Source organism: Streptomyces albofaciens JCM 4342 (assembly GCF_008634025.1).
In the GTDB taxonomy this organism is placed as follows: domain Bacteria; phylum Actinomycetota; class Actinomycetes; order Streptomycetales; family Streptomycetaceae; genus Streptomyces; species Streptomyces albofaciens.
The window spans coordinates 846,010-867,828 of record NZ_PDCM01000002.1 but is presented as its reverse complement, the minus strand read 5'-3'; the positions used below and the strand labels follow the sequence as shown (position 1 = coordinate 867,828).

The 21,819-nt window shown below is 74.1% G+C and carries 19 protein-coding genes; 8 read left to right on the top strand and 11 right to left on the bottom strand.

What is annotated here, in order from left to right:
- Positions 1-40 precede the first annotated feature (40 nt).
- Together CP973_RS24250 and CP973_RS24245 are read right to left on the bottom strand one after the other, a co-directional pair.
- Complete coding sequence (locus CP973_RS24250) at positions 41-2,068, bottom strand: multicopper oxidase family protein (RefSeq protein ID WP_150245079.1); 2,028 nt, start codon at positions 2,066-2,068, stop codon at positions 41-43.
- A gap of 152 nt (positions 2,069-2,220) precedes the next feature.
- Positions 2,221-5,184, bottom strand: a complete 2,964-nt coding sequence (locus tag CP973_RS24245; protein ID WP_150245076.1) for a helix-turn-helix transcriptional regulator — start codon at positions 5,182-5,184, stop codon at positions 2,221-2,223.
- Positions 5,185-5,342: 158 nt separating this feature from the next.
- Between CP973_RS24245 and CP973_RS24240 the strand changes: the two genes are divergently transcribed.
- The 3 genes from CP973_RS24240 to CP973_RS24230 all read left to right on the top strand — a co-directional run bounded on the left by CP973_RS24240 (position 5,343) and on the right by CP973_RS24230 (position 8,359).
- Positions 5,343-6,464 (top strand): alpha/beta fold hydrolase, encoded by a 1,122-nt coding sequence (locus CP973_RS24240; RefSeq protein WP_150245073.1) that lies wholly within the window; start codon positions 5,343-5,345, stop codon positions 6,462-6,464.
- Between the two features lie 144 nt (positions 6,465-6,608).
- Complete coding sequence (locus CP973_RS24235) at positions 6,609-7,976, top strand: MFS transporter (protein WP_150245070.1); 1,368 nt, start codon at positions 6,609-6,611, stop codon at positions 7,974-7,976.
- Positions 7,977-8,002: 26 nt separating this feature from the next.
- Positions 8,003-8,359, top strand: coding sequence for an ArsR/SmtB family transcription factor (locus tag CP973_RS24230; protein ID WP_150245067.1), 357 nt, complete (start codon positions 8,003-8,005; stop codon positions 8,357-8,359).
- Here the strand turns inward: CP973_RS24230 and CP973_RS24225 are convergent.
- The 3 genes from CP973_RS24225 to CP973_RS24215 form a co-directional block, all read right to left on the bottom strand.
- Positions 8,313-8,633, bottom strand: a complete 321-nt coding sequence (locus CP973_RS24225; RefSeq protein WP_150245066.1) for a hypothetical protein — start codon at positions 8,631-8,633, stop codon at positions 8,313-8,315. The genes CP973_RS24230 and CP973_RS24225 overlap by 47 nt on opposite strands.
- 10 nt (positions 8,634-8,643) lie before the next feature.
- Positions 8,644-9,147, bottom strand: a complete 504-nt coding sequence (locus CP973_RS24220) for a MarR family winged helix-turn-helix transcriptional regulator (protein ID WP_150245063.1) — start codon at positions 9,145-9,147, stop codon at positions 8,644-8,646.
- Positions 9,148-9,253: 106 nt separating this feature from the next.
- Positions 9,254-11,581 (bottom strand): GMC oxidoreductase, encoded by a 2,328-nt coding sequence (locus CP973_RS24215; RefSeq protein ID WP_208853290.1) that lies wholly within the window; start codon positions 11,579-11,581, stop codon positions 9,254-9,256.
- 457 nt (positions 11,582-12,038) lie between these two features.
- On the opposite strand from CP973_RS24215, the gene CP973_RS24210 reads away from it, so the two are divergent.
- The 4 genes from CP973_RS24210 (at position 12,039) to qcrB (ending at position 15,296) form a co-directional block, all read left to right on the top strand.
- On the top strand, positions 12,039-12,455 hold the full coding sequence (locus CP973_RS24210; RefSeq protein WP_150245058.1) for a CBS domain-containing protein: 417 nt from the start codon (positions 12,039-12,041) through the stop codon (positions 12,453-12,455).
- A 177-nt stretch (positions 12,456-12,632) separates the two neighbouring features.
- Positions 12,633-13,115, top strand: a complete 483-nt coding sequence (locus tag CP973_RS24205; RefSeq protein ID WP_150245055.1) for a VOC family protein — start codon at positions 12,633-12,635, stop codon at positions 13,113-13,115.
- A gap of 156 nt (positions 13,116-13,271) precedes the next feature.
- Positions 13,272-13,646 (top strand): DUF6479 family protein, encoded by a 375-nt coding sequence (locus CP973_RS24200; protein WP_150245052.1) that lies wholly within the window; start codon positions 13,272-13,274, stop codon positions 13,644-13,646.
- Positions 13,647-13,655: 9 nt separating this feature from the next.
- Positions 13,656-15,296, top strand: coding sequence for a cytochrome bc1 complex cytochrome b subunit (qcrB, locus tag CP973_RS24195; protein WP_150245049.1), 1,641 nt, complete (start codon positions 13,656-13,658; stop codon positions 15,294-15,296).
- Between the two features lie 5 nt (positions 15,297-15,301).
- Here qcrB and ctaF read toward each other — a convergent pair whose 3' ends face one another.
- The 4 genes from ctaF to CP973_RS24175 form a co-directional block, all read right to left on the bottom strand.
- Positions 15,302-15,688, bottom strand: a complete 387-nt coding sequence (ctaF, locus tag CP973_RS24190; RefSeq protein WP_150245046.1) for an aa3-type cytochrome oxidase subunit IV — start codon at positions 15,686-15,688, stop codon at positions 15,302-15,304.
- Positions 15,685-17,373 carry an aa3-type cytochrome oxidase subunit I gene (gene ctaD / locus CP973_RS24185; RefSeq protein WP_150250166.1) on the bottom strand — a complete coding sequence of 563 codons (1,689 nt, stop codon included), beginning with the start codon at positions 17,371-17,373 and terminating at the stop codon, positions 15,685-15,687. Before ctaD ends, ctaF begins: the two co-directional genes overlap by 4 nt.
- 287 nt (positions 17,374-17,660) lie before the next feature.
- Positions 17,661-17,999: a hypothetical protein gene (locus CP973_RS24180; RefSeq protein ID WP_150245042.1), complete on the bottom strand. Its 339-nt coding sequence runs from the start codon at positions 17,997-17,999 to the stop codon at positions 17,661-17,663.
- Positions 18,000-18,136: 137 nt separating this feature from the next.
- Positions 18,137-18,517 (bottom strand): hypothetical protein, encoded by a 381-nt coding sequence (locus tag CP973_RS24175; protein ID WP_150245040.1) that lies wholly within the window; start codon positions 18,515-18,517, stop codon positions 18,137-18,139.
- Between the two features lie 314 nt (positions 18,518-18,831).
- On the opposite strand from CP973_RS24175, the gene CP973_RS24170 reads away from it, so the two are divergent.
- Entirely contained in the window at positions 18,832-20,223 is a 1,392-nt protein-coding gene (locus CP973_RS24170; protein WP_244409973.1) for a cytochrome P450, read from the top strand.
- A gap of 66 nt (positions 20,224-20,289) precedes the next feature.
- Here CP973_RS24170 and CP973_RS24165 read toward each other — a convergent pair whose 3' ends face one another.
- Complete coding sequence (locus tag CP973_RS24165) at positions 20,290-20,619, bottom strand: DUF6233 domain-containing protein (protein WP_150245034.1); 330 nt, start codon at positions 20,617-20,619, stop codon at positions 20,290-20,292.
- A 49-nt stretch (positions 20,620-20,668) separates the two neighbouring features.
- Positions 20,669-21,373 carry a hypothetical protein gene (locus CP973_RS24160; protein WP_150245031.1) on the bottom strand — a complete coding sequence of 235 codons (705 nt, stop codon included), beginning with the start codon at positions 21,371-21,373 and terminating at the stop codon, positions 20,669-20,671.
- Positions 21,374-21,819: the final 446 nt, after the last annotated feature.

Below are 21,819 nucleotides of genomic sequence, written 5' to 3'. Positions count from 1 at the left end.
TCAGGGGTGGAACGGTTCGGCCGGGCCGGGTCGAAGGGCGTCATGACGCGTGACCTCCATGGCCGGAGCCGTGCCCGGAGCCGTGGCCGCCGCCGGCCATGCCGGGGTGCATGTCCATCACCGGTCCGGGCATCACGGTGAACGGCCGCATCATCGCCTCGTCCTCGTGTTCGAGGATGTGGCAGTGGTACATGTAGCGGCCCGAGCCGCCGTCGAACTGCCCCAGCACGGAGACCAGTTGGCCGGACCCGGCGGGCGCCGGCGTGGTGTCGCCGACCCGTACGGTGTCCTTCCAGCCGCGGTCGGCGCCGGTGACGGGCAGCTCACCGGTGAAGGTGACGGGCGTGACGGTGCCGTATCCGCGGACCGTGCCGTCGCCGTTGACGAGCCGCTGGAAACCGCGGGCGTCGTAGTTCTGCCGCCGGGTCTCCTGGAAGCGGATCAGATGGATGTGGAAGGGGTGCACGGGACCGCCCAGGTTCAGGACGTTCCACTGCTCCCAGCCGCCCTCGCGCGCCATGATCGTCGTGGTGTCGTTGAACGTCTCCGCGACCCGGCGCAGCGTCAGCAGCGGCCGCCCCGGCATCCGCACCTGCACGATGCCGTCACTGGGGATCTCCACCGCCGAGGCGTCCTCGACGGTCTCCATCTCCCACATCATCGGCATGCCGGTCGCGGCCGGCGGGGTCAGCACGATCCACCGGTGCTCGTGGTCCGGGGCCGTGGCGTGGCTGAGCCGTACGTACGACGGGCTCAGGCGCGCGGGCAGCGTGAACGGGTCGTCCACCGCCTCGTCCGCGACCCGGAACTGGAGCACCTCGGGGGAGGGCGCCGGTCCGGGCGGATTGGTGGCGGCATCGGCCCAGTGCACGCGCAGGCCGCGCAGGACGGAGAAGTCGGCCAGCACATCGGCGCGTTCGCCGGGCGCCAGGGTCAGGCCCTGCTCCGGCAGCGGCTCCGGCGCGGGCAGCAGCCCGCTGTCCGTACCGATCTGGTGGAACGCCCGGCCGACCAGTTCCCGGTCCACCGGCGTCCCGTCCTCGTGGCACAGGCGCAGGGTGAAGAAGCGCGCGTTGGAGCCGTTGACCATCCGGAAGCGGTACCAGCGCGCGGCCACCTCCAGGTGCGGCTGGACGACGCCGTTGACGACGTTGTACGGCCCGAAGAAGGGCCGGGGCACGTCCTGGTCGTCCCGCAGGACCTTGTGCATGAGCAGGCCGGTCGGCCGGCCGTCCCAGTCGGTGTCCACGTTGCGGTCGCACAGCACGAGCGGGACCTCGTGGACGCCGTCCGGCAGGCCGAGCGCCTCCTCCTCGTCGTCGCGTATCCAGTACATGCCGGCCAGCCCCGTCATCACGTTCAGCGCGGTGATGTTCATGGCGTGGTCGTGGTACCAGAGGGTGCAGGCCGCCTGGTCGTTGAGGTACTCGGAGAGCTGGGTCTCGCCGGGCGGCACCGCGTTGTCGGTCCAGCCGTCGTTGACGCCGCCGGTGCGCGCGCCGTGCAGGTGCACCACCGTCCAGGGCGGCAGCGCGGCCACTTTGCGGTCGAAGGTGTCCGCCCCGTGGTCGAAGCCGGGGCGCATGGTGTTCGCCGGCACCCGCGTCTCCACCTTGATCAGCGGATACGGGCCGCTCAGCCCGTTGGCCCAGGACACCCGCAGCCGGGTGCCGCGCCGTACCTCGATGGTCGGCCCGGGGACCTGGCCCTCGTAGGCCCACATCAGGGACGGGGGGAGTTGCGAGTGCAACGGGATGCGGACGGGACGCGTCCGTACGGTCAGCTCGGCGCGCCCGGTTTCCGGGTCGGTCTCGGGCCGCAGGACCGGCGGGACGCGCAGCGGGTCGAGGAAGGGGGTCAGGGGCGGGGGAGCGGGGGCGGCGGGGGCCTGCGGGACCGGCGGGGTCTGTGGGACCTGCCGGATCGGCGGGGCCTCGGCCGGTGCGGCCGGGGTGGCCGGGGGTGCCGGTTCGGCCAGGGCGACCGGCTCGGTCGGTGCGGCCGGTCCGGTCGGTGCCGTTTCGGTGACGGTGGCCGCTTCGGCGGGGGGTTCGATGAGCTCGGGCATTTCGGGGGCTCTTTTCCGCTCGGTGGGAAGATGACTTCTTCACCGTGCGCCCCGGCGGCCCCGCGCCACATCGGGGAAAACACGTGCCCGACTACTGAACCGGTACGGATACCGAGGCCCGCGCCACTGAGTGCCGGGCGGCCCCGCACCCCTCAGGGTCCCGCTTCCTCAGGGCTCCCCGCCCCCGCCAGCTTCCCCGCCACCGCCGCCCGCGACGACACCCCGAGCTTCGCGAAGACGTGCGCCACATGCGTCTCGACCGTCCGCGGGCTCAGGAACAGCCGCTCCGCGATCCGCTGGTTGCTGAAACCCTGCCGGACCAGCTCGGCCACCTCCGCCTCCCGCCGCGACAGCCGCCCGTCCGCGCGCGCCGCCGTACGCCCGGTCCGCACGCCCAGGCGCCGCTGCTCGCGCACGGTCCGGGCGTGCAGCCCCAGCGCCCCGCACGCGCCGAACACCTCCGCCGCCCGCGCCAGCTCCGTACGGGCCGCGGCCTTCTCCCCGCAGCGGCCGTGCGCGGTGCCCGCCCGCAACCACGCCCGCGCGGCGAACAGCCGCTCGCCCGCCGCCTCGAACAGCTCCGCCGCCCGGCCCGCGTCCCGCGCCGCCGCGGCCGGGCCCTCCTCCTGCTCCGCGTGCGCCCGCGCCAGCGCCCCGTGCCCCGACGCCGCGCCGCCGCCCGGCACCGCTTCGGCCCGGTCCGCCCAGCGCGCCGCCGCCCCGGGCCGGCCGCGCTCGGCCTCCGCGTCGGCCATCGCCTCGCAGCCCACCAGCAGGCAGCTCCGCTCCAGCAGGGGGGACACGAACTCGTCGCACGCGGCCAGTACCTCGCTCCCGCCCGCGTCCACCTCGTCCAGCCCCACCAGGGCCAGGCCGCGCCCGAGGACGCCCAGCCGCGCCCACCACTCCCGGCGGCCGTCGGCGTGCCGGATCGCCTCGTCGGCCAGCGCCAGCGCCGCCGCGTGGTCGCCGGTCCAGCGGACCATGAGCGACTTGACGGCCAGGGCCAGGGCCACGCACTCGTCGGAGCCGAGCAGCCGCGCGGCGTCCACCGCGTCCTCGGCCCGGTCCACGGCCTCCATGAGCCGCCCGGTCCGCCCGTACGTGAACGCCTGCGCGGTCAGCATCCAGGGCGCCAGATAGCTCTGCCCGGTGGCGTCGGCGATGGCCAGGCTCCGCTCGACCATGGCGGCGGCCTGCGGCAGTCGGCCCATCATCGCGTCGATCCAGCACAGGAAGGACAGCGACTCCAGCCACGGGGCCAGTTCGGCGTCGGTGGCCTCCTGCGTCAGCCGTTCGGCGCGGCCCGCGAGGTCACGCGCCGCGTCCAGGTCGCCCGAGCCGTACGCGTGGCCGAGCCGCAGCGTCACCAGCGGCACCCAGTCGTCGGGCGCGGCGCCGGCGCCCTCGGCGGTGCCCCCGGACCGGGCCAGTACGGCGGCCAGCCGGTCCAGCTGCTCGGCGGCGGCCGGGTAGTCGGCGCGGATGAGACTGTCGCCGATCAGCTGGAGGTGGAGCGGGACCGCGTCCGCCTGGTGCTCCGGCGGCACCCGGCCCAGCTCGGCGCGCAGCAGCGCCCGGCCCTCCGCCTGCCGGTTCAGCAGCCGCTCCAGGATGGCGCAGAACCGGGCGGCGCGGGCGCGCTGCGCCCAGGCGTCCGGCGGCAGCAGCCGCAGCACCTCCAGCGCGGTGTCCCGGCCCTGGACGAGCCGTCCGCCGACGCCCTGGAGACGGGCCAGTTCGACGAGCAGGGCGAGCCGGTCGGGCGCGGACCCGGCCGCCGTACCGGCGGGATTCTCCGGAAGCAGGTCCAGGGCGGTCCGCAGCCACTGGGCGGCGGTCACGGGGGAGTGGTACGCGGTCGCGCGGGCCGCCTCGACGAGCACGCCGACGGCCAGCAGGTCGCCGAAGCGCGCCGAGCGGGCGATGTGGCGGGCGCGGGTGACGGTGGGCGCGTCGCGCTCGTCCAGGGCGGCGGCCACCCGCGCGTGCGCGGCGACCCGCCAGCCGGCGCCCGAGGAGGCGTACGCGAGGTGCCGTACGACGGGGTGGCGGAAGCGGAACCGCCCCGGCGTGGGCGCGCAGCGCACCACGTCCCGTACCACCAGCTCGTCCAGGGCCGCGAGGGCTTCCGCCTCGGTCGCCGGGGCGGCCACCGCCACCATGCCCGGTTCGAACTCGTCGCCGAGCGTGGCGGCGGCCTGGGCGGCCAGCCGCGCGCCGTCGGGCAGCGCGGCCAGTTCGGCGGCCAGGGCCTCGCGTACGGCGGCCGGCAGCAGGCCGTCGTCGGCCTCGGCCGGGGCGGCGCTCCCGGCGGGTGCGGCGCCGGCCGGCGCGGAGCGGGCCAGCGCCTCCAGGTAGAGCGGGTTGCCGCCGCTGGCCTCGTACAGCGCGCGGCGCCGCCGGACGCCGACGGACGGGCCGAGGAATTCCCCGGCCTCCTGAAGGGTGAGCGGCGCGACCTGGATGCGGGTGCGCAGGCCCGGCGCGGCGTCGGCGAGCGCCGCGGTGAGCCGGGGGCCCGCCTGCCGGGTGCGGTAGGTGACGGCGAGCAGGATCGGGCCCCGGGGCGCGTGCCGGGCGAGGTGGGACAGCAGTTCCACCGACCCCTCGTCGGCCCAGTGCACGTCGTCCAGGAGGACGGCGAGGCCGCCGGGGTCGGCGAGGGCTTCCAGCAGGAGGCGTACGGCGCGGTGCAGGCGGTAGCGGTTGAGGCCGGTGGTCCCGGCCGCCGCCGGGCCCGGCCCGGGGCCGCCGTCCGACAGGGACGGGAAGACCTCGGCGAGCAGCCGCGCGCTCTCCGCGTCCAGGGCCGCCCGCACCTGCTCGGCCCGGCGGTCCACCTGGTCGTCCAGGGCGTCCACGGCCAGCGACAGCGGTACGTCGTTCTCGTACTCGGTGCCCCGGCCGCGCAGCACGGTCAGTCCGTGCCGGAGCGCGGCCCCGGCGGCCTCGCCGAGCAGCCGGGTCTTGCCCGCGCCCGGGTCGCCGGTCAGTTCCACGAGCCGGAAGTCGCCCTTGGCGGCCCGCTCCGCCTCCGCGCCGAGGAGCCGCACGACCTCCGCGCGGCCGACGAGCGCGCGGCTGCCGTCGGGGGTGGGGGAACTGTCGGACATCGGGCGGGCCGGTTTCGGTCGGGTGGGCGGACGGATGGACGGCGGATGGTGCCCCAATGGAATATTTTGGTATATACCGACTTTTCGGGCAATCTCTCGCGGCGTGGCGGCTCAGGAATGACGGGGCCGACGGCGGGGGAGGAGGAGGCGGGTGCCGTATGCAGCGCCGCATTCCCCTGTTCACCGGCGAAGGCGTCCGGGACGCCGAGGTCACCGTGCACCCGTTCGCGGCCGGTGACGGACTGGGCCTCACCCTGACCCGCTACCGCCGCGCACCGGCCGCCGCGGCCCCGGCGTCCGCGCCGCGCGACGCGGTGCTGCTCGTCCACGGCCTGACCACGTCCAGCGACATGTTCGTCATGCCCGAGCACGAGGACCTCACCAGCTACCTGCTCGACCACGGCTACCCCGACGTCTGGGCCCTCGACAGCCGGATGAGCAACCGCTTCCCGTACGACATGGCGTCCCACCGCTTCACGCTCGACGACGTCGCCCTGCACGACTTCCCCGCCGCGTTCGCCGAGATCCGCGCGCACATCGGCCCGGCGGCCCGGCTGCACGTGATCGCGCACTGCCTGGGCGGCGTCACCTTCGCCATGAGCCTGGCCGCGGGCCTCGTCGGCGGCGTCACCAGCGCGGTCGTCAACAGTTCCGCGCTCGTCCTGCGGGTGCCCCGGTGGTCGCGCTGCAAGCTGTACGCGGTCCCCGGTCTGACCGAGTACGTGCTCGGCCTGCCCTACCTCAACCCCGCCTGGCCGCACGACGCCCCGTACACCCGCGGCCGCATGATCGCCCGCCTGGTGTCGCTCTTCCACCCCGAATGCCGCGCCGGCCCCTGCCACATGGTGAGCGCCATGTGGGGCTCCGGGCGGCCCGCGCTGTACGAGCACGCGCACCTGCCGCCGGTGACCCACGAGCGGATCGCGGACCTGTTCGGCGCGACCGGCGTGCACTACTACCGGCACATCCGGGCGATGGTGCGGGCCGGCCGGGTCGTCAAATACCGGCCCGGCGACCCGGCGTACCGCGACCTGCCCGACGACTACCTGGAGGCGGCGGCCGGCCTGACCACCCCCCTCCTGCTGACCACCGGCGACCGCAACCACGTCATGGCCGACTCCAACCCCGTCTGCCACCGCGAACTGACGGCCCGCGCGCCCGGGGTCTCCCGGCTGCGGATCTTCCCCGGCTACGGCCACCAGGACGTCTTCATGGGCAAGGACAGTGCCCGGGACGTCTTCCCGCACCTGACCGCGTTCCTGGACGCGCACGCGGGGTGAGGGCGGCGTCCGGACGGCCGCCGAACCGCTTTCCGTCAACAGGTGCATTCATGCGCACGCATTGGCTACCGTGGGAGCGACCGCACACCGCCGCACCCCCAGACGTTCCGGCGCCTCGGCCGTCTCGCGCGCTCCGGAGGGCACATGCTGTCCGTACTCCGTCAACGCACCTACCGCCGGCTGTTCACCGCGCAGGTGATCGCGCTGGTCGGCACCGGCCTGGCGACGGTGGCCCTCAGCCTGCTCGCCCACGACATCGCGGGTCCGAACGCCGGGTCGGTGCTGGGGACGGCGCTGGCGATCAAGATGGTGGCGTACGTGGGTCTCGCCCCCGTCATCAGCGCGCTCGCGCACCGGCTGCCGCCGCGGCCGGTGCTGGTGGGCGCCGACCTGGTCCGCGCGACGGTGGCGTGCGGCCTGCCGTTCGTCACCGAGGTCTGGCAGGTCTACGCCCTGATCTTCGCGCTGCAAGCCGCCTCGGCCACCTTCACCCCCACCTTCCAGTCCCTGATCCCCCAAGTGCTGCCTGGCGAAGGGGACTACACCCGCGCCCTGTCGCTCTCCCGCCTCGCGTACGACCTGGAGATGCTGTTCTCCCCGGCGCTGGCCGCCGCGCTGCTCACCTGGATCACCTACAACCGGCTGTTCACCGGCACCGCGGCCGGCTTCCTCGGCTCCGCCGTCCTGGTCCTGTCCGCCGCCCTGCCCGCCGCCACCCGCGCCCCCGCACCCGCCCGCCACGGCCCCGGCCTCCTGCACCGCACCACCCGGGGGACGCGGCTCTTCCTCGCCACCCCGCGCCTGCGCGCCCTCCTGGCGCTGACCCTCGCGGTGGCCGCGGGCGGCGCGACGGTGATGGTCAACACGATCGTCTACGTACGCGACCATCTGGGCCGCGCCATCTCCGACGTACCGCTGGCCCTGGGCGCCTACGGCGCCGGCTCCATCCTCACCGCCCTCCTGCTGCCCCGCCTCCTCGCCCGCACCGGCGACCGCGCGCTGATGCTGCCCGCCGCCTTCACCTCCGCGGGCCTGCTCCTCGCGCTGGCCGCCGCCACCCGGGCCGCGCCCGGCGGCTGGGCCTGGCCGGCGCTGCTGGCCGCCTGGGCCGCCTTCGGCGCCACCGAGTCACTGATCATGACCCCGACCGGCCGCCTGGTGCGCCGCTCGGCCGCCCCCGGCGACCTGAACGCCGCCTTCGCCGCGCAGTTCTCCCTCTCGCACGGCTGCTGGCTGCTGACGTACCCGCTCGCCGGCTGGCTGGGCGCCGGAGCCGGCCTGCCGGCCGCCGCCCTCGCCCTCGGCACGGTGGCCCTGGCGGCGGCACTGGCCGCCCGGCGCCTGTGGCCCGCCCCGGACCCCGACCGTCTCACCCACGTCCACACCGCCCTGGCCCACGGCCATCCGCACCTGGCCGGAGCGCGCCATACGGGTGACGGCTGGCGGCACGCCCACGCCTACGTCATCGACGACCTCCACCGCCGCTGGCCCACGCGGACCGCCGCCGACTGACGGTCCGTAACGCCTACCATGTGCGCATGAGCGCACGCGTGCACACCGCACCTGCACATCCCGCGCAACAACGGGACGACAGCGAACGGCTGGCCACCGCCGCCGCGGTCCTGGCCCTGCTCGCCGACCGCACCCGCCTGGCCCTGCTCCACCACCTCACCGAGGGCGAGGCGGACGTGGCCACCCTGACCACCGCGACCGGCGCCGCCCGCCCCTCGGTCAGCCAGCACCTGGCCAAACTCCGCCTGGCCGGCCTGGTGGCCACCCGCAAGGACGGCCGCAGAGTCGTCTACCGCCTCCAGCACGGCCACCTCAAGCGCCTGGTGGCCGAGGCGCTCAACGTCGCCGATCACAAGATCGGACAGCTGCCGCCGCACGACTAGGGCGGAGGTCGTACAGGTAGGAACGGTCGTTCTTGAAGCTGCGCCAGACGGTGGCCGGGGGCTCGGGGGCATCGGCGCGGCTGTCGAGGGGACGGGCGGTGACGAGGCCGCCGGCGACCTCGCAGTGCCAGCCGTCGGCCGGTGACCAGACGCACCACACGTTCCCGTCCGCCCGGCGGTAGGCAGGGCGGCCGTTGCGCTCGCCGTGGCGTTCGAAGTGGTGGCGGAGCCCGTCGATGTGGCGCACGAAGGTGAAGGATGCCGGTGCCGTCATGAGCCCCATCTCACCGCATCCGGTCGATGTCCCCCAACGATTCCAGCAGGGTCCGCAGATCCTTCGCCATCCGGTCGCGCTGGGCGCGGGTGACGCCGGCGAGCAGGCGGTTCCGGGTGGCGATGTCGTCGAGGAGGGCCTTGTCGACGAGTTCGAGGCCCGCTGCGGTCAGGGTGACGTCGAAACTGCGCGCGTCGTGGGTCCGGCGGGTGCGGGTGATCAGGCCGCGTTCCTCCAGGCGGTCCAGGCGCTGGGAGATGGCGCCCGAGGTGACCATCGAGGCGTGCATCAGCGCGGCGGGGGTCAGACGGTGCGGCGGGGGGCTGCGGCGGAGGGTGGCGAGGACGTCGAAGGCCGCGGCGTCGAGGTCGTGGCTCTTGTAGGCGGCGCGCAACTCCGTCTCGATGATGTGCGCGAGCCGCTTGACGCGGCCGACGACGGCCATGGGGGACGCGTCCAGACCGGGGGCCTGTTCGGCCCACTGCGCCAGGACGCGGTCTACGTGGTCGGTCATCCGCTCAGGCTAACTGCTGCCTTAGCGGTGAGGTAGATTAGCTTAGGGCTAAGCTAGCGTTTACATTCCTGAGAACTGAGGACTGAGGTGCGCCCCCCGGTGCGGCCTACCGCCCCGGACCGTACGCGTCCCACAGCTCCCCGGCGAAGAACCGCCCGAACCGGACCAGCCCGGCGAGCGGAGCGGCTCCCGTGGCGCGCATGGTGGTGAGCTGCCGGACGAAGTCCAGGCGTCCCACGCGCACGACGCCGGTGCATAGTGGCGCCGTCCCGGGTTCTTCGCCCGGTTCGTGCCGCCCCTGGCGGATTTCGACCGCCAGCGTGGTGGTGTCCGCCCACAGGTCGGGGCCAGGGTCGTCGCCCACCTCCTTGTGGCCGGTGAGGGTCAGCGGACGGCCCCGCGGCCCGTCCAGATGGAGGTGGTAGAGCATCCGGCGGCGCCCCGGCAGACCGCTCGGCAGGAAGAGGTTGAACCAGCCGTTCCGTACGGGCAGTTGGCCGCCCAGCGGCTCGCAGTCCACCGTCCCGCGCGCCGCGGCCCGGTGGTCCGGCTCGTCGACGAAGGCGTCCACGTCGTCGACGGTGATGGTCAGACGCAGGGTCAGCGCCGGGCCGTCGGTCAGCGCGCCGCGCATGACCTCGGCGAACGTCAGGGCCGTGGCGGGCGCCGCAGCCGGCCGGTGCGCCTGCCGGGGCGGCCGGTTCTCCAGGAGGCGGGTGCACATCCGGTCCGCCAGCGCCGCGATCGTCAGCGACGGATTGACACCGACGGGTCCGGGCAGCGCGGCCGCGTCCGCCACGTACAGACGGGGATGCCCGTACACCTCGCCGTACGGATCGCAGACGGCCTCCTCCGGGCGGTCGCCGATGGGCGCGCCGCCCACCGGGTGGACGGTGACGACCCGCCGCCACCACCAGATGGGGTTGTCCAGGTACCCCGCCCCCATCCCGTCGGCCAGCTGCCGCATGGTGGCGCGGACGCCCTCGTAGTACGCCCGGCTGGTGGCGGTGGTCCACCGTACGTCCAGCCGCCCGTCCCGCAGCCCCATCACCCCGTCGGGCACGTCGCGGCCCACCCCCAGCAGCGGCAGCACGCCGGGGAAGCCCTTGCCGGAACCGAGCAGGGCGGCGATCTCGCCGGAGAGGTTGCTGTCCGCCGAGCCGAGCGCGCGCCGCACGGCCAGGCCGGCGGCGAGCGTGGCCAGCCGCCCGGCGCCCCCGGCGAGCCGCACGCCCTCCGCGAGCCAGTTCAGGAAGCCCGGATAGCCGCCGTCCTGGACGATGTGCCCGCGCCCGGTACCGTCACCCGCCTCACCCGCCCCGTCCGGCACCCCGACCACCCCGGTGATCACCGGCCCCTGGTCGGGGGGCGGTACCGGTCTGCCCTCGCGCCCGTACAGGAACGTCAGCAGGTCGCCGTTGCCGCAGAACCGGGTGCCCAGCGCGGGGCCCAGCCCGGGCAGCCGCGCGCGGTTGGTCAGCAGCAGGTGGACGGTGCCGTAGGTGCCGGCCGCCAGCACCAGGCGGTCGCAGTCGATGTGGTGCCGCGGCAGGTCGGCGGTGCGCGTGGGGCGTCCCGTGCCGTTCGTGCCATCGGTGCCGTCCGTACCGTCCGTGTCGTGCACGACGTAGCCGACGCGGTAGCCGCCCCCGTCCAGCGGCTCCACCGTCACGGCCTGGTGCCCGGTCCGCAGATCGGCACCGTGCCGGCGCGCGGCGGACAGGTAGGTGTGGTCGAGGGTGTTCTTCGCGCCGTTGTTGCAGCCGAGGTCGCACTCCCCGGTGAGCCGGCAGGTGCCGCGCGGCACACCGTGCAGGTTGCCGTACGGCTCGTCCGCGAGCGGCAGCCCGGGGCCGGGCGGCGCCCCGGCGCGGGGCGCGAAGCTGACCGCGAGCGGGGCCGGGGACCACGGCAGCCCCGCCCGTCCGGCCGCCTCCCGCAGCGCCCGGGTCTTCGGCGTGCGGGCGTAGGGCTCGGCCTCGACCGGGTACGGGACCGGGCGCAGCACCGCCTCCACCGCGGCGTAGTGCGGATCGAGGTCCGCGCGGGACAGCGGCCAGGACTCGTGGCCGCCGCCGGGCAGTTCCTCCCGCCGCACGAACCAGCGCGCCTCCTTGCGGAGCAGCACATTGGCGTAGATCAGCGAGCCGCCGCCCAGCCCGCTGGCGACGAGGGAGTCGCAGCCCCCGAACCGCCAGACGTCGAACAGCCCGTACAGCCCCTCGCTCGGGTCCCACAGGGCCCGCCCCAGCTCGGCCGGGGTACGGGGGAAGCTGCCCGGCGGGTACGCCCGGCCGCGCTCCAGGACGACGACGGACAGCCCCGCCTCCGCCAGCCGGTACGCCGTCACCGAGCCGCCGAAACCGGAGCCGACGACCAGGGCGTCCACCCGTTCGGGCCGCCCCGGTCCGCTGCGTTCCGTCGCCTCGGCCACGCCGTCTCCTCCCGGTTCGGCAGCGGCCGCGCGGAGCCGCGCGGCCGGCCCTCCCAGTAGAGCAACGGTGCGCCGCGGCCACATCCCGAGAGGGCGGCCGGACCCGCCCCGGCCCGGCTCCCCGGCGCGAACGCCGCATCCTCCACCTGCGGTTCTTCCAGGACATGACACAGAGCGCCATCGCGGCCGGGGACGGGCCCGTCCCAGACGCACATGTCCCGGCTGGTCCACCGGCCGCTCGCCCGGACGGGGGCCGGGGGCTCCCCGGCGGCATCCGGAGCAATCCAGCGGATCGGACGTTAGGGCCCGCAACAGCCGGGAACCCGTGAGCCGGCGGCCGGAGCCCGGACCTCCGCGGCGCCCGCCGGCGCCCGTCGGCGGCTCCGGTCACGGCCGGCCGACCAGTACGTACATCTCACATACGTCCCCATGCGACGCAGGGAGAAAGGCGGAACCCATGCCCACTGCACGCGAGATCATGTCCCCCGGAGCCGAGTGCATCGGCGCCGAGGACAGCGTCCTCGACGCGGCCCGCAAGCTCACCGACCTCGGTGTCGGCGCGGTGCCCATCTGCGGTACGGACGAGAAGCTCAAGGGCGTTCTGACCGACCGTGACATCGTGGTCAAGGTGCTGGGCCAGGGCAAGGACCCCGCGCAGACCAAGGCCGGCGAGCTGGCGCAAGGCGAGGCGGTCACCATCGGGGCCGACGACGGCACCGAGGAGATCCTCGCGACCATGGCGCAGCACAAGGTCCGGCGCCTGCCGGTGATCGACGGCCACCGCCTCGTCGGCATGGTCGCGCTGGCCGACGTGGCCCGCTCGCTGCCCGACGCCAAGGCCGGGGACCTCCTCGAAGCCCTCTCGACCGACTGACGGCGCCGCCCGCGCCCACCCGGCCCCGCCGGACCACGCGGACCGTAGGCACGATGGTGTACGCGGCGCGAGCGCACGTCCGTAAATCACCGTGAAGACCGGTTCGAACACGGGTCCGGTTATGGCGCCGCCCCCGCCGTACGGGTATACACGGGCCCAGACGACGGGAGGCACACCATGACCATCGACGGTTTCACGACCTGCCTGTGGTTCGACGGCCAGGCCGAGGAAGCGGCGCACCACTACCTCTCCATCTTCAAGAACTCCCGGCTCGGTGACATCGGGCGCTACAACGAGGCCGGCCCCGGGACGCCCGGTGAGGTGATGGCCGTCGAATTCGTCCTCAACGGCCAGAAGTTCATGGGGCTCAACGGCGGCCCTGAATTCAAGTTCAACGAGGCCGTGTCGTTCCAGGTCCGCTGTGCCGACCAGGAGGAAGTGGACTACTACTGGGAGCGGCTCAGCGACGGCGGTGAAGAAGGGCCCTGCGGCTGGCTGAAGGACAAGTTCGGCGTGTCCTGGCAGGTGTTCCCGGCCGAACTCCTCAGCCTGGTCGGCGACTCCGACCCGGCGAAGGCGAAGCGGGCCACCGAGGCGATGTTCCGTATGAAGAAGATCGACCTCGCCGCCGTCCGCAGGGCGCACGCCGGGGAGGAGTAGGCCCTCGACGGGCCCGTGCGGAGAGACCCGCATGGCCGCCCCGTACGGCTGGGGCATGGACGGACGGAGCGGCCCGCCCACGCCCCGCCGTACGCCCGGCCACCCGATTGGCGGCCCCGGTGATGACGAACCGGACACATCGGGTAGTCAGCTCCCATGTTCCTCGCTGCGCCCACGACGGCCGCGCCCCGGCCGGTCGAACCGCCGACCGCCGCCTCCCACCTGGCCATCGGCATCGGCCCCCTCATCGCGGGCATCGCCATCGTGCTCCTGCTGATCGGTGCCGTCGTGTACGGCTACCGGCGCCGCGCGCGCAACCAGGACCGCCCGCCGCGCGCCCACGCCCGGCCCCGCGGCAGGGCCGCCCGCAAGGGCACCTCGGCGCGGGAGACCGACGGGGTGTCCCGGGACAGCCACGACGGGACGCCGTCCGAGGTCCGGGACATGGGCGAATACGGGACCCGCCCGGGGAACTCCGGCCAACCGCCACCGTGGGACGAGGGAAAAGGCGGCTCGTTCGGCAACGGCTGAGGGACGCCGATGGTGTTCCGCAGGCGTACGGCACGGGCGCGCGTCCGCGCCGGGCAGTTCGCGCGCACCGGCTTCGAGGCGCTCGACCGGCGGCTGCCGATGGCCGAAGGGGGCCGGGCGCTGCTGCGCAAAGCCTTCCCCGACCACTGGTCGTTCCTGCTCGGCGAACTCGCGCTCTACGCCTTCCTCGTGCTCGTGCTCACCGGCACGTACCTGACCCTGTTCTTCGACCCGGTGACCGCGCAGACGGTCTACCACGGGCGGCACACCCCGCTGTCCGGCCTGCCGATGTCCCACGCCTACGCCTCGGCCCTGCACATCAGCTTCGACATCCGGGGCGGGCTGCTGATCCGGCAGATCCACCACTGGGCGGCCCTGGTCTTCATCGCCGCCCTCTGCGTCCATCTGCTCCGCATCTTCTTCACCGGCGCGTTCCGCAAGCCGCGGGAAGTCAACTGGGTCATCGGTGTGACGCTCTTCCTGCTGGCGATGCTGGAGGGATTCGCCGGCTATTCACTGCCCGACGACTCACTGTCCGGGACGGGCCTGCGCACCGCGAACACCATCGTCATGTCCGTCCCCGTCGCCGGCACCTATCTGAGCTTCTTCCTGTGGGGCGGTGAATTCCCCGGCACGGAGCTGGTCAACCGCCTGTACGGGCTGCACATCCTGCTCGTTCCGGGAATCATGGTCGCGCTCATCACGGTGCACCTGATCCTCGTGGTGTACCTCAAGCACACCCAGTGGAGCCGGCGCGGCAGCACCAACCGCAATGTCGTCGGGCGGCCGATGTACCCGCACTTCACCGCGAAATCCGCCGGCCTGTTCTTCATGACCGCCGGTGTGCTGACGCTGCTCGGCGCACTGGCCCAGATCAACCCCGTATGGGAATACGGGCCGTACCGGTCGGACCAGGTCGCCACCGGTGCCCAGCCCGACTGGTACGTCGGATTCCTGGAAGGCGCCCTGCGCCTCATGCCGCCGTGGGAAACCGACGTGTGGGGCCACACCGTCCTGTGGAGCGTCCTGATCCCGGCGGTGCTCCTGCCCGCGCTGTTCTTCCTCGTCCTGTACCTCTATCCGTTCTGCGAGAAGTGGGTCACGCGGGACGGCACCGAACACCACCTGTGCGACCGGCCGCGGAACCGGCCCACGCGGACGGGACTGGGCGTCGCCGGCATCGTCTTCTACGCCGTGCTCCTCGCCGCCGGCGGCAACGATGTGACCGCCTTCGGTTTCGGCGTCTCGGTGAACGCCCTGACCTGGTTCTTCCGCGTGGCCCTGGTGGCGGGCCCGGTGCTCGCGTTCCTGCTCACCAAGCGGATCTGCCTCGCCCTCCAGAGCGAGGACCGCGACGCGCTGCTGGAGGGGGAGGAGACGGGCGAGGTGGCACAGGACCCGAGCGGCGGGCTCGGCGAGGGGCGGCGCGGCCTCTGCGCCGACCGCCGCTACCGGCTGCTCGTCCGCGACGTGCCCGAGCCGCTGCGGCCCCCCGAGGGCGGCCCGGCGCGCCTGGCCCGGCGGCAGCGGGTCCGCCTGGCGCTGAGCAACTGGTACTACCGCGACCGTGTCGACCTGCCGGCCACCCCCGAGCAGCGGGCCCGCGTCGCCGAGCGTACGGCCGGTCCGCAGCGTGGCCCGGACGACTGACCCGGCTACGCGTGGCCGGAGAACTCCAGCACCATGCCGACGACGCCCGCGATCAGCAGACCGGCCCCGATGACGAACAGCCACAGGCCGAAGACCACGCCCAGCGCGGTCAGCGCCACCGCCAGACCGGTCAGCGGGGGATAGGCGCTGCGCGGCGGAAAGAACCCCAGGCCGCCGTACCGCTCGCGCACCTCGGCCTCCTTGCGGTCCTCCGGCCGCATTCCCCGTTTGTGGTGGTTGAGCGTGCAGAATCCGCTCACGAGCGAGGACATCAGGAAAGAGACGGCCAGCGCCGCCGTACCGGCCGGTTCCCGCGACCAGAAGGCGTAGCCGAGGCCCGCCACGAAGAAGAAGGCCGCCACTCCGGCGAAGAGAATTGCCTCGGTCTTCACATGTGCCGCTCTCTGTGCGGATCGGGCGTCGGTTCGGTACTGCCGCGCTGCGGCGCGGGCAGCCGCAGTGCTTCGGGGTGGTGCAGGTCGAAGGCGGGGGAGTCGGACCGTACGCGGGGCAGCGTGTGGAAATTGTGCCGGGGCGGCGGGCAGGACGTCGCCCACTCCAGCGACCTGCCGTAGCCCCACGGATCGTCCACCGTCACCTTGGGCGCGCGGCGCGCCGTACGCCACACGTTGTAGAGGAAAGGCAGCGTGGAAAGCCCCAGCAGGAACGCGCCGGCCGAGGAGAGCGAGTTCAGTACGGTGAACCCGTCGGCCGCCAGGTAGTCCGCGTAACGCCGGGGCATTCCGCTGGAGCCCAGCCAGTGCTGCACGAGGAACGTCAGCTGGAATCCGGTGAAGAGCGACCAGAAGTGGATTCTCCCCAGCCGCTCGTCCAGCAGGCGCCCCGTGAGCTTCGGCCACCAGAAGTAGAAACCGCCGAACATCGCGAAGACCACCGTGCCGAAGAGGACGTAGTGCAGGTGCGCGACGATGAAATACGAGTCGGTGACGTGGAAGTCCAGCGGCGGCGACGCGATCAGCACCCCGCTCAGACCGCCCAGCAGAAACGTGACCAGGAATCCGCCGGCCCACAGCATCGGCGTCTCGAACGACACGCTGCCGCGCCACATGGTGCCGATCCAGTTGAAGAACTTCACCCCGGTCGGCGCCGCGATCAGAAAGGACATCAGGGAGAAGAACGGCAGCAGCACCGCGCCCGTGGCGAACATGTGGTGCGCCCACACGGTCGCCGAGAGCATGGTGATGGCGATGGTCGCGCCCACCATGCCGATGTACCCGAACACCGGCTTGCGGCTGAACACCGGGAGGATCTCCGTGATCACGCCGAAGAACGGCAGGGCGACGATATAGACCTCCGGATGCCCGAAGAACCAGAACAGGTGCTGCCACAGGACCGCCCCGCCGTTCGCCGGGTCGTAGATGTGCGCGCCGAACGTGCGGTCCGCCTCCAGGGCGAGCAGCGCGGCGGTCAGCACCGGGAACGCCAGCAGCGCCAGGATCGAGGTGAACAGCACGTTCCAGGTGAAGATCGGCATCCGGAACATGGTCATGCCCGGGGCGCGCAGGCACATGATGGTGGCGATGAAGTTGACCGCGCCCAGGGTGGTGCTGAGGCCCGACACGACGAGTCCCATGGTCCACAGGTCGCCGCCGGCGCCCGGCGTGCGCAGCGCGCTGTTCAGCGGCGCGTAGGCGAACCAGCCGAACGACGCGGCGCCCTGCGGCGTGAGGAACCCCGACACCACGATCAGGCCGCCGAACAGGAACAGCCAGTACGTCAGGGCGTTCAGCCGGGGGAAGGCCACGTCGGGGGCGCCGATCTGCAACGGCATGACCGCGTTCGAGAACCCGGCGAACATGGGCGTCGCGAACAGCAGCATCATGATCGTGCCGTGGATGGTGAACAGCTGGTTGTACTGCTCGGCGCTGACGATCTGTAGCCCCGGGCGGGCCAGTTCGGCACGCATCAGCATCGCCAGCGCGCCCGCGAACAGGAAGAAGCCGAACGCGGTGACGAGATAGAGGTTCCCGATCACCTTGTGATCGGTCGTGGTCAGCCAGCGGCGCACGGCCCGGCCCACCGTGTTGCGGGGCGCCGCGGCGGCCTCCGTACGCATGACCTGCTCGACCTGGACCACCAGCAACCTCCGCCCGGCCCGCGCCGGAACCCGGCACGGGGACGCCGACACGTACCGCGACGCACGCGCGCGCCGGGCCGACACGCGACCGCTCGCCCGGCACCTGGGACAGCCTGGCATCGGCACGGCCGGGATTCCCGGTGCCCCACGGGGCGGGGCGGCCCGCCGCCACCCGGAAGGGTGCACCGGCGCCCCCGGGGAGGCACCGGTGCGGGACCGTACGACGGCGGACACCGGCGTATCGCGGCCGGATGCCCACGTACGGCTCAGGCCCGGCGCGCCCGCTCGGCGGCCGCCGGGCCACGGCGCAGGGAGAGCAGCCGGAGCAGCAGCCCGGCCGGGTGCGTGGCGGGCGGTGCCTGCTCCGGGGCGGGGACGGGAGCCTTGGTCTGGGCGGTTCCGGGGACGGAAGCCTTGGGCCGGGCGGTTTCGGGGACGGAAGCCGTCTCGCGGGCGGCCGCGGCCGCGGGCGCGGGCGCGGGCTCGGAACCGGCGCCGGCGGTGGTCGCGGGGCGGCCGGGGCCGGGGGCCGGTCCGAAGTCGTCCGAGTCGTACGCGAGGGCGCGCAGGTAGCCTTCCAGCGCGCGTTGGGGATTGATGGGCATGACGCACCTCTCCTGCTGATCGCTGCTGCGGTGTGCGGGAGCGTTCGCGCCTCTCCGGTGCGCGCCGTCAGGGCGCGCCGCGCCGACGGGTTCCGTATGGACCGGTGGCTTCGGAGCGTGGCGGGAACGTGGCGCGGTCAGCAGCGCAGCACGGTGTGGTGCGCGCGGGCGTTGGCGTCGTTGCGTACGCCCGGCATCGGATCGGCCCGGCGGGCTAGGAGGTCGGCAGGCGCGGGGCGGTGCGGCAGCGACGGGGTGAGGGCCTGCGCCGTGGGGGAGCGGTCCGTACGTCCGGCCCGGGCCGCCCGGGGGCCGGCCGCCTGGGGAACGCTGTCGTCGGCGGCGAGTTCGGCCGAAGCGGCGGTGACCTCGGACTGCCCCGGGGCCGGTGCGCACGCCGCGGGCGCCGTACCGCACAGCGCCATCAGCACGGCGACCAGCATCAGGACACCGGCCCGCAGCCGGGTCCGGCGCCTCGGACGGCCATCGTGGGCCGAGCGGCGTCCCCCATGGCTCATATGCGAAGAGTAGTGAATCGATTACTGTCCGCGCATGTCGTCGAACGGGTGAGTTTCGCGCCACGGGAGCCGTTCGTCGTTCCGGAGGAACCGCGTCCCTGGCGGGCGCGGGCGCCGAGTGGGACCGGATGTCGTCCCCCGGTGGAAGTGAGGTGCGGCCCCGGGGTGTCGGTGACATGCGCCCGGGAAAACATCCAGGCGTCGGCCCGCGCGCTCCGCACTTCGCCGCGGAGACCGGCGGCGGACAGGTTCCCGCCCGGCGCCGCCGTCGAGGAGCCGCCAAGTCTCCCGGCCTCGCCACGTCTGGAGGAACCGTGCCCGCGCAGACCCTCCCGCTCCGTCCCGTGCGCGGCCCGCGCGGCCTGCCGTGGCTCGGAAACCTGCCCGCCTTCGGTAAGGACCCGCTGACGTTCCTGACCCGGCTGCGGGACGAGTTCGGCGACGCCGTGACCTGGTCCCTCGGCCCGCGGCGCAGCCTGTTCCTCTCCCACCCGCAGCACATCGCCGAATTCCTCCGCTCCCGGGACGGCGCCTTCGACGTCCTGCGGATCGGCTGGGCCGTGCGGCAACTCGTCGGCGACAGCGTCCTGCTCACCGCGGGGCCCGAGTGGCGCCGCAAGCGCGGGATGGTCCAGCCGGCCGTCCGCCCCCGCCAGGTCCGCCGCTTCGCCCCCGTCATGGTCGACAGCGCCCTCGGGGCGGTCGGCCGCTGGCGCGACGGCGACCGCTTCGACCTGCAACGGGAGATGACGCTCGTCACCCAGCGCGTCGTGCTCCGTACGCTGTTCGGCAGCGACCTCGGGGACCGGACCCGTGACCTCGGTGCCGCGATGGCGGCGGCCGAACGCGCGATCGCCACCGAGATCCGGGGCCTTCCGCTCGTCCTCCCGGACTGGGTGCCCCTGCCCTACCGCCGACGGCATCTCGACGCCGTCGCCGTCATCGACGCCGAGATGCGGCGGCTGATCGGCGCGCGGCGGGCCGGGGCGGACACCGGGGACGGCGCCGGCGCGGACGGCGGGCCCGGCCGGGACGGCGACCTGCTGACCCGGCTGCTCGCGGCGCGGGACGAGGAAGGGCGCCCGCTGTCCGCCAGGGAGGTACGGGACGAGGCGGTGACGCTCTGGGCGGCCGGCCATGAGACGACCTCCACCGCGCTGACGTGGATCTGGTACCTGCTGTCCCGGTCGCCGGGGGCGCGGGCCCGGCTGGAGGACGAACTCGACCGCGTCCTGGGCGGCCGGCCGGCCACCGCCGAGGACTGCGAACAGCTCGTCTGGACCCGGCAGATCGTCAAGGAGAGCCTGCGGATGTATCCGCCGGTCTGGCTCGTCCCCGCCGAGGCCGGGCAGGGCGTCGTCCTGGGCGGCCGCGCCATCCCCGCCGGTACGGTGGTGTGGTGCAGCCAGTGGACGGCCCACCGGGATCCGCGCTGGTTCCGCGACCCCACGGCGTTCCGTCCCGAACGCTGGGGCGACGGTGCCCCTGACATCATCCCCGAACACGCCTGGTTCCCGTTCGGCGGCGGCTCCCGCGGCTGTATCGGCGCCCGGTTCGCCCAGATGGAAGCGACTCTGCTCGTCGCCGCCGTGGCCCAGCGCTTCCGCCTGGACGTCACGCCGAAGGACGTGCCGCCTCGCGTGGGCCTGGTCCTCCAGCCGGCCGTGCCGCTGATCGCCACCGTGCGCGCCCGCCCGCGCCCGTAACGGCATGCCGGCCGAAGCCGACCGTGCACGGCGGTCGCCGCCGGGCCGGGGGTATGGCACGGGCTCTCAGCCCAGAATCCCCAGCTCCGTGTCCGGACGGCAGCCGTAACACGCCTCCACACCCTGCCCGAGGGCGTCCACCGCCTGCTCGCGGCTGATGGCCCGGCCGCGCGCCTGGCCGCACCCGCCCGTATGGACGCGGACGGGGCGCCCGTTGCGGCCGCCGAGCCGCTCGGTCTCCAGCAGCCAGTCGGGCCGCGGCGGCCGCACCGGCGCGGGACGGTTCCGCTCCTGCTGTTCGAGGAACTGGATACGGGCCCGGACCGCGGTGAGCTGCAGGCGCAGCCACGTCTCCAAGGTGCGGAGGCGCGGCAGGTCAGGGGGCAGTTCGCTCACATGTTCGAGTCTAGCCTCCGGGGCACCCCTCTGTGTACGGGCCGGGCCGTCAGGCGTCGCGTCCGCTCGGGGCGGTCGCGGAGGAGGGGGCGGCCGCGGGGGGAGCGGTGGCCGCGCGGGCGTGAGCACGGCAGGTCACCGCGGCGCACAGGAGCGCGGCGGCGATGCCGCCCAGGTGGGCGCGGCTGGAGAGGGTGGAGGTCAGCGCGCATTCCAGGGAGAAGGTCAGCACCGTTCCGTAGATCAGCAGAGGGGCCCGGCAGGCCCAGCCGACACAGATCAGCAGCCCCACCACGGCGGCGGACGGCCCCGTGTCGGCCAGCATCGCCTCGTCCGGGGGGACCGCCAGCGGGTGGCCGGGGCCGAGGGTGAGCAGGAAACGGGCGAACAGCGTCGCCGCCGCCGTGACGACCAGGGAGACGGCCGCCGTGCGCACCGTACCGAGGACGCACTCGGCCACCCCGAAGATCACGATCACCTGGGCGAGGGCGCCCCACCACGGCAGCCCCGGCGCGGGCGCGAAGAGCGACAGCGGCAGCCGCGGCAGCACCAGCCAGAGCGGAACGTCGCCCCGCACCCCGCCGAGCGCCCAGACCAGCCGGGAGCCGGTGTCCGTCAGGACGAGGGCATGACAGGTGATCACGAGGAGTACGGAGGCCGTGGTGAGCGGTACGGCGGCCAGCCGGCGACGGCGCAACGCGGCCCAGGTCGGGCCGGCGACGCGGCGCCACTGCGCGAGGAGGGACCGTCCCACGCGTGCGGCCGGGCCCGGCGCGGGGTCGTGCGCCGCGCGGTCGCCCGGCGCGGCGGTCGGGTGGCCGAAGGCGGGCGGACGAGGTGCCGGGCGGTGCGGCGGTCGCGGCTGGGGCGACGGTGTACGGGAGCGCTGCGTACGGGCAGGCTGCGTGCGGGAAGGCTGGATACGGGACGGCTGCGTACGGGACAGCCGCCGGGGGGAGAGCGGCCGGCGGGAAAGCCGCCGGAGGGCGGGATGCCGTTCGGGCCCCGGCAGGGCCCGGTCCCTGCGCGGAAGGGGCCACCACGCGCCGGTCACGGGTGGGTCCTGGGTGTCATCGAGCCTCCGACGGTAACCGGCGACGGCGTCGCGGTCCGGCGATCGTGATCGGTCGTTCCTCGTTCGCTGCTCACTCGTTCCCCCGAACGGCTCCGGAGGCCCGGCGGCGCCGGGCAGTTCACCCC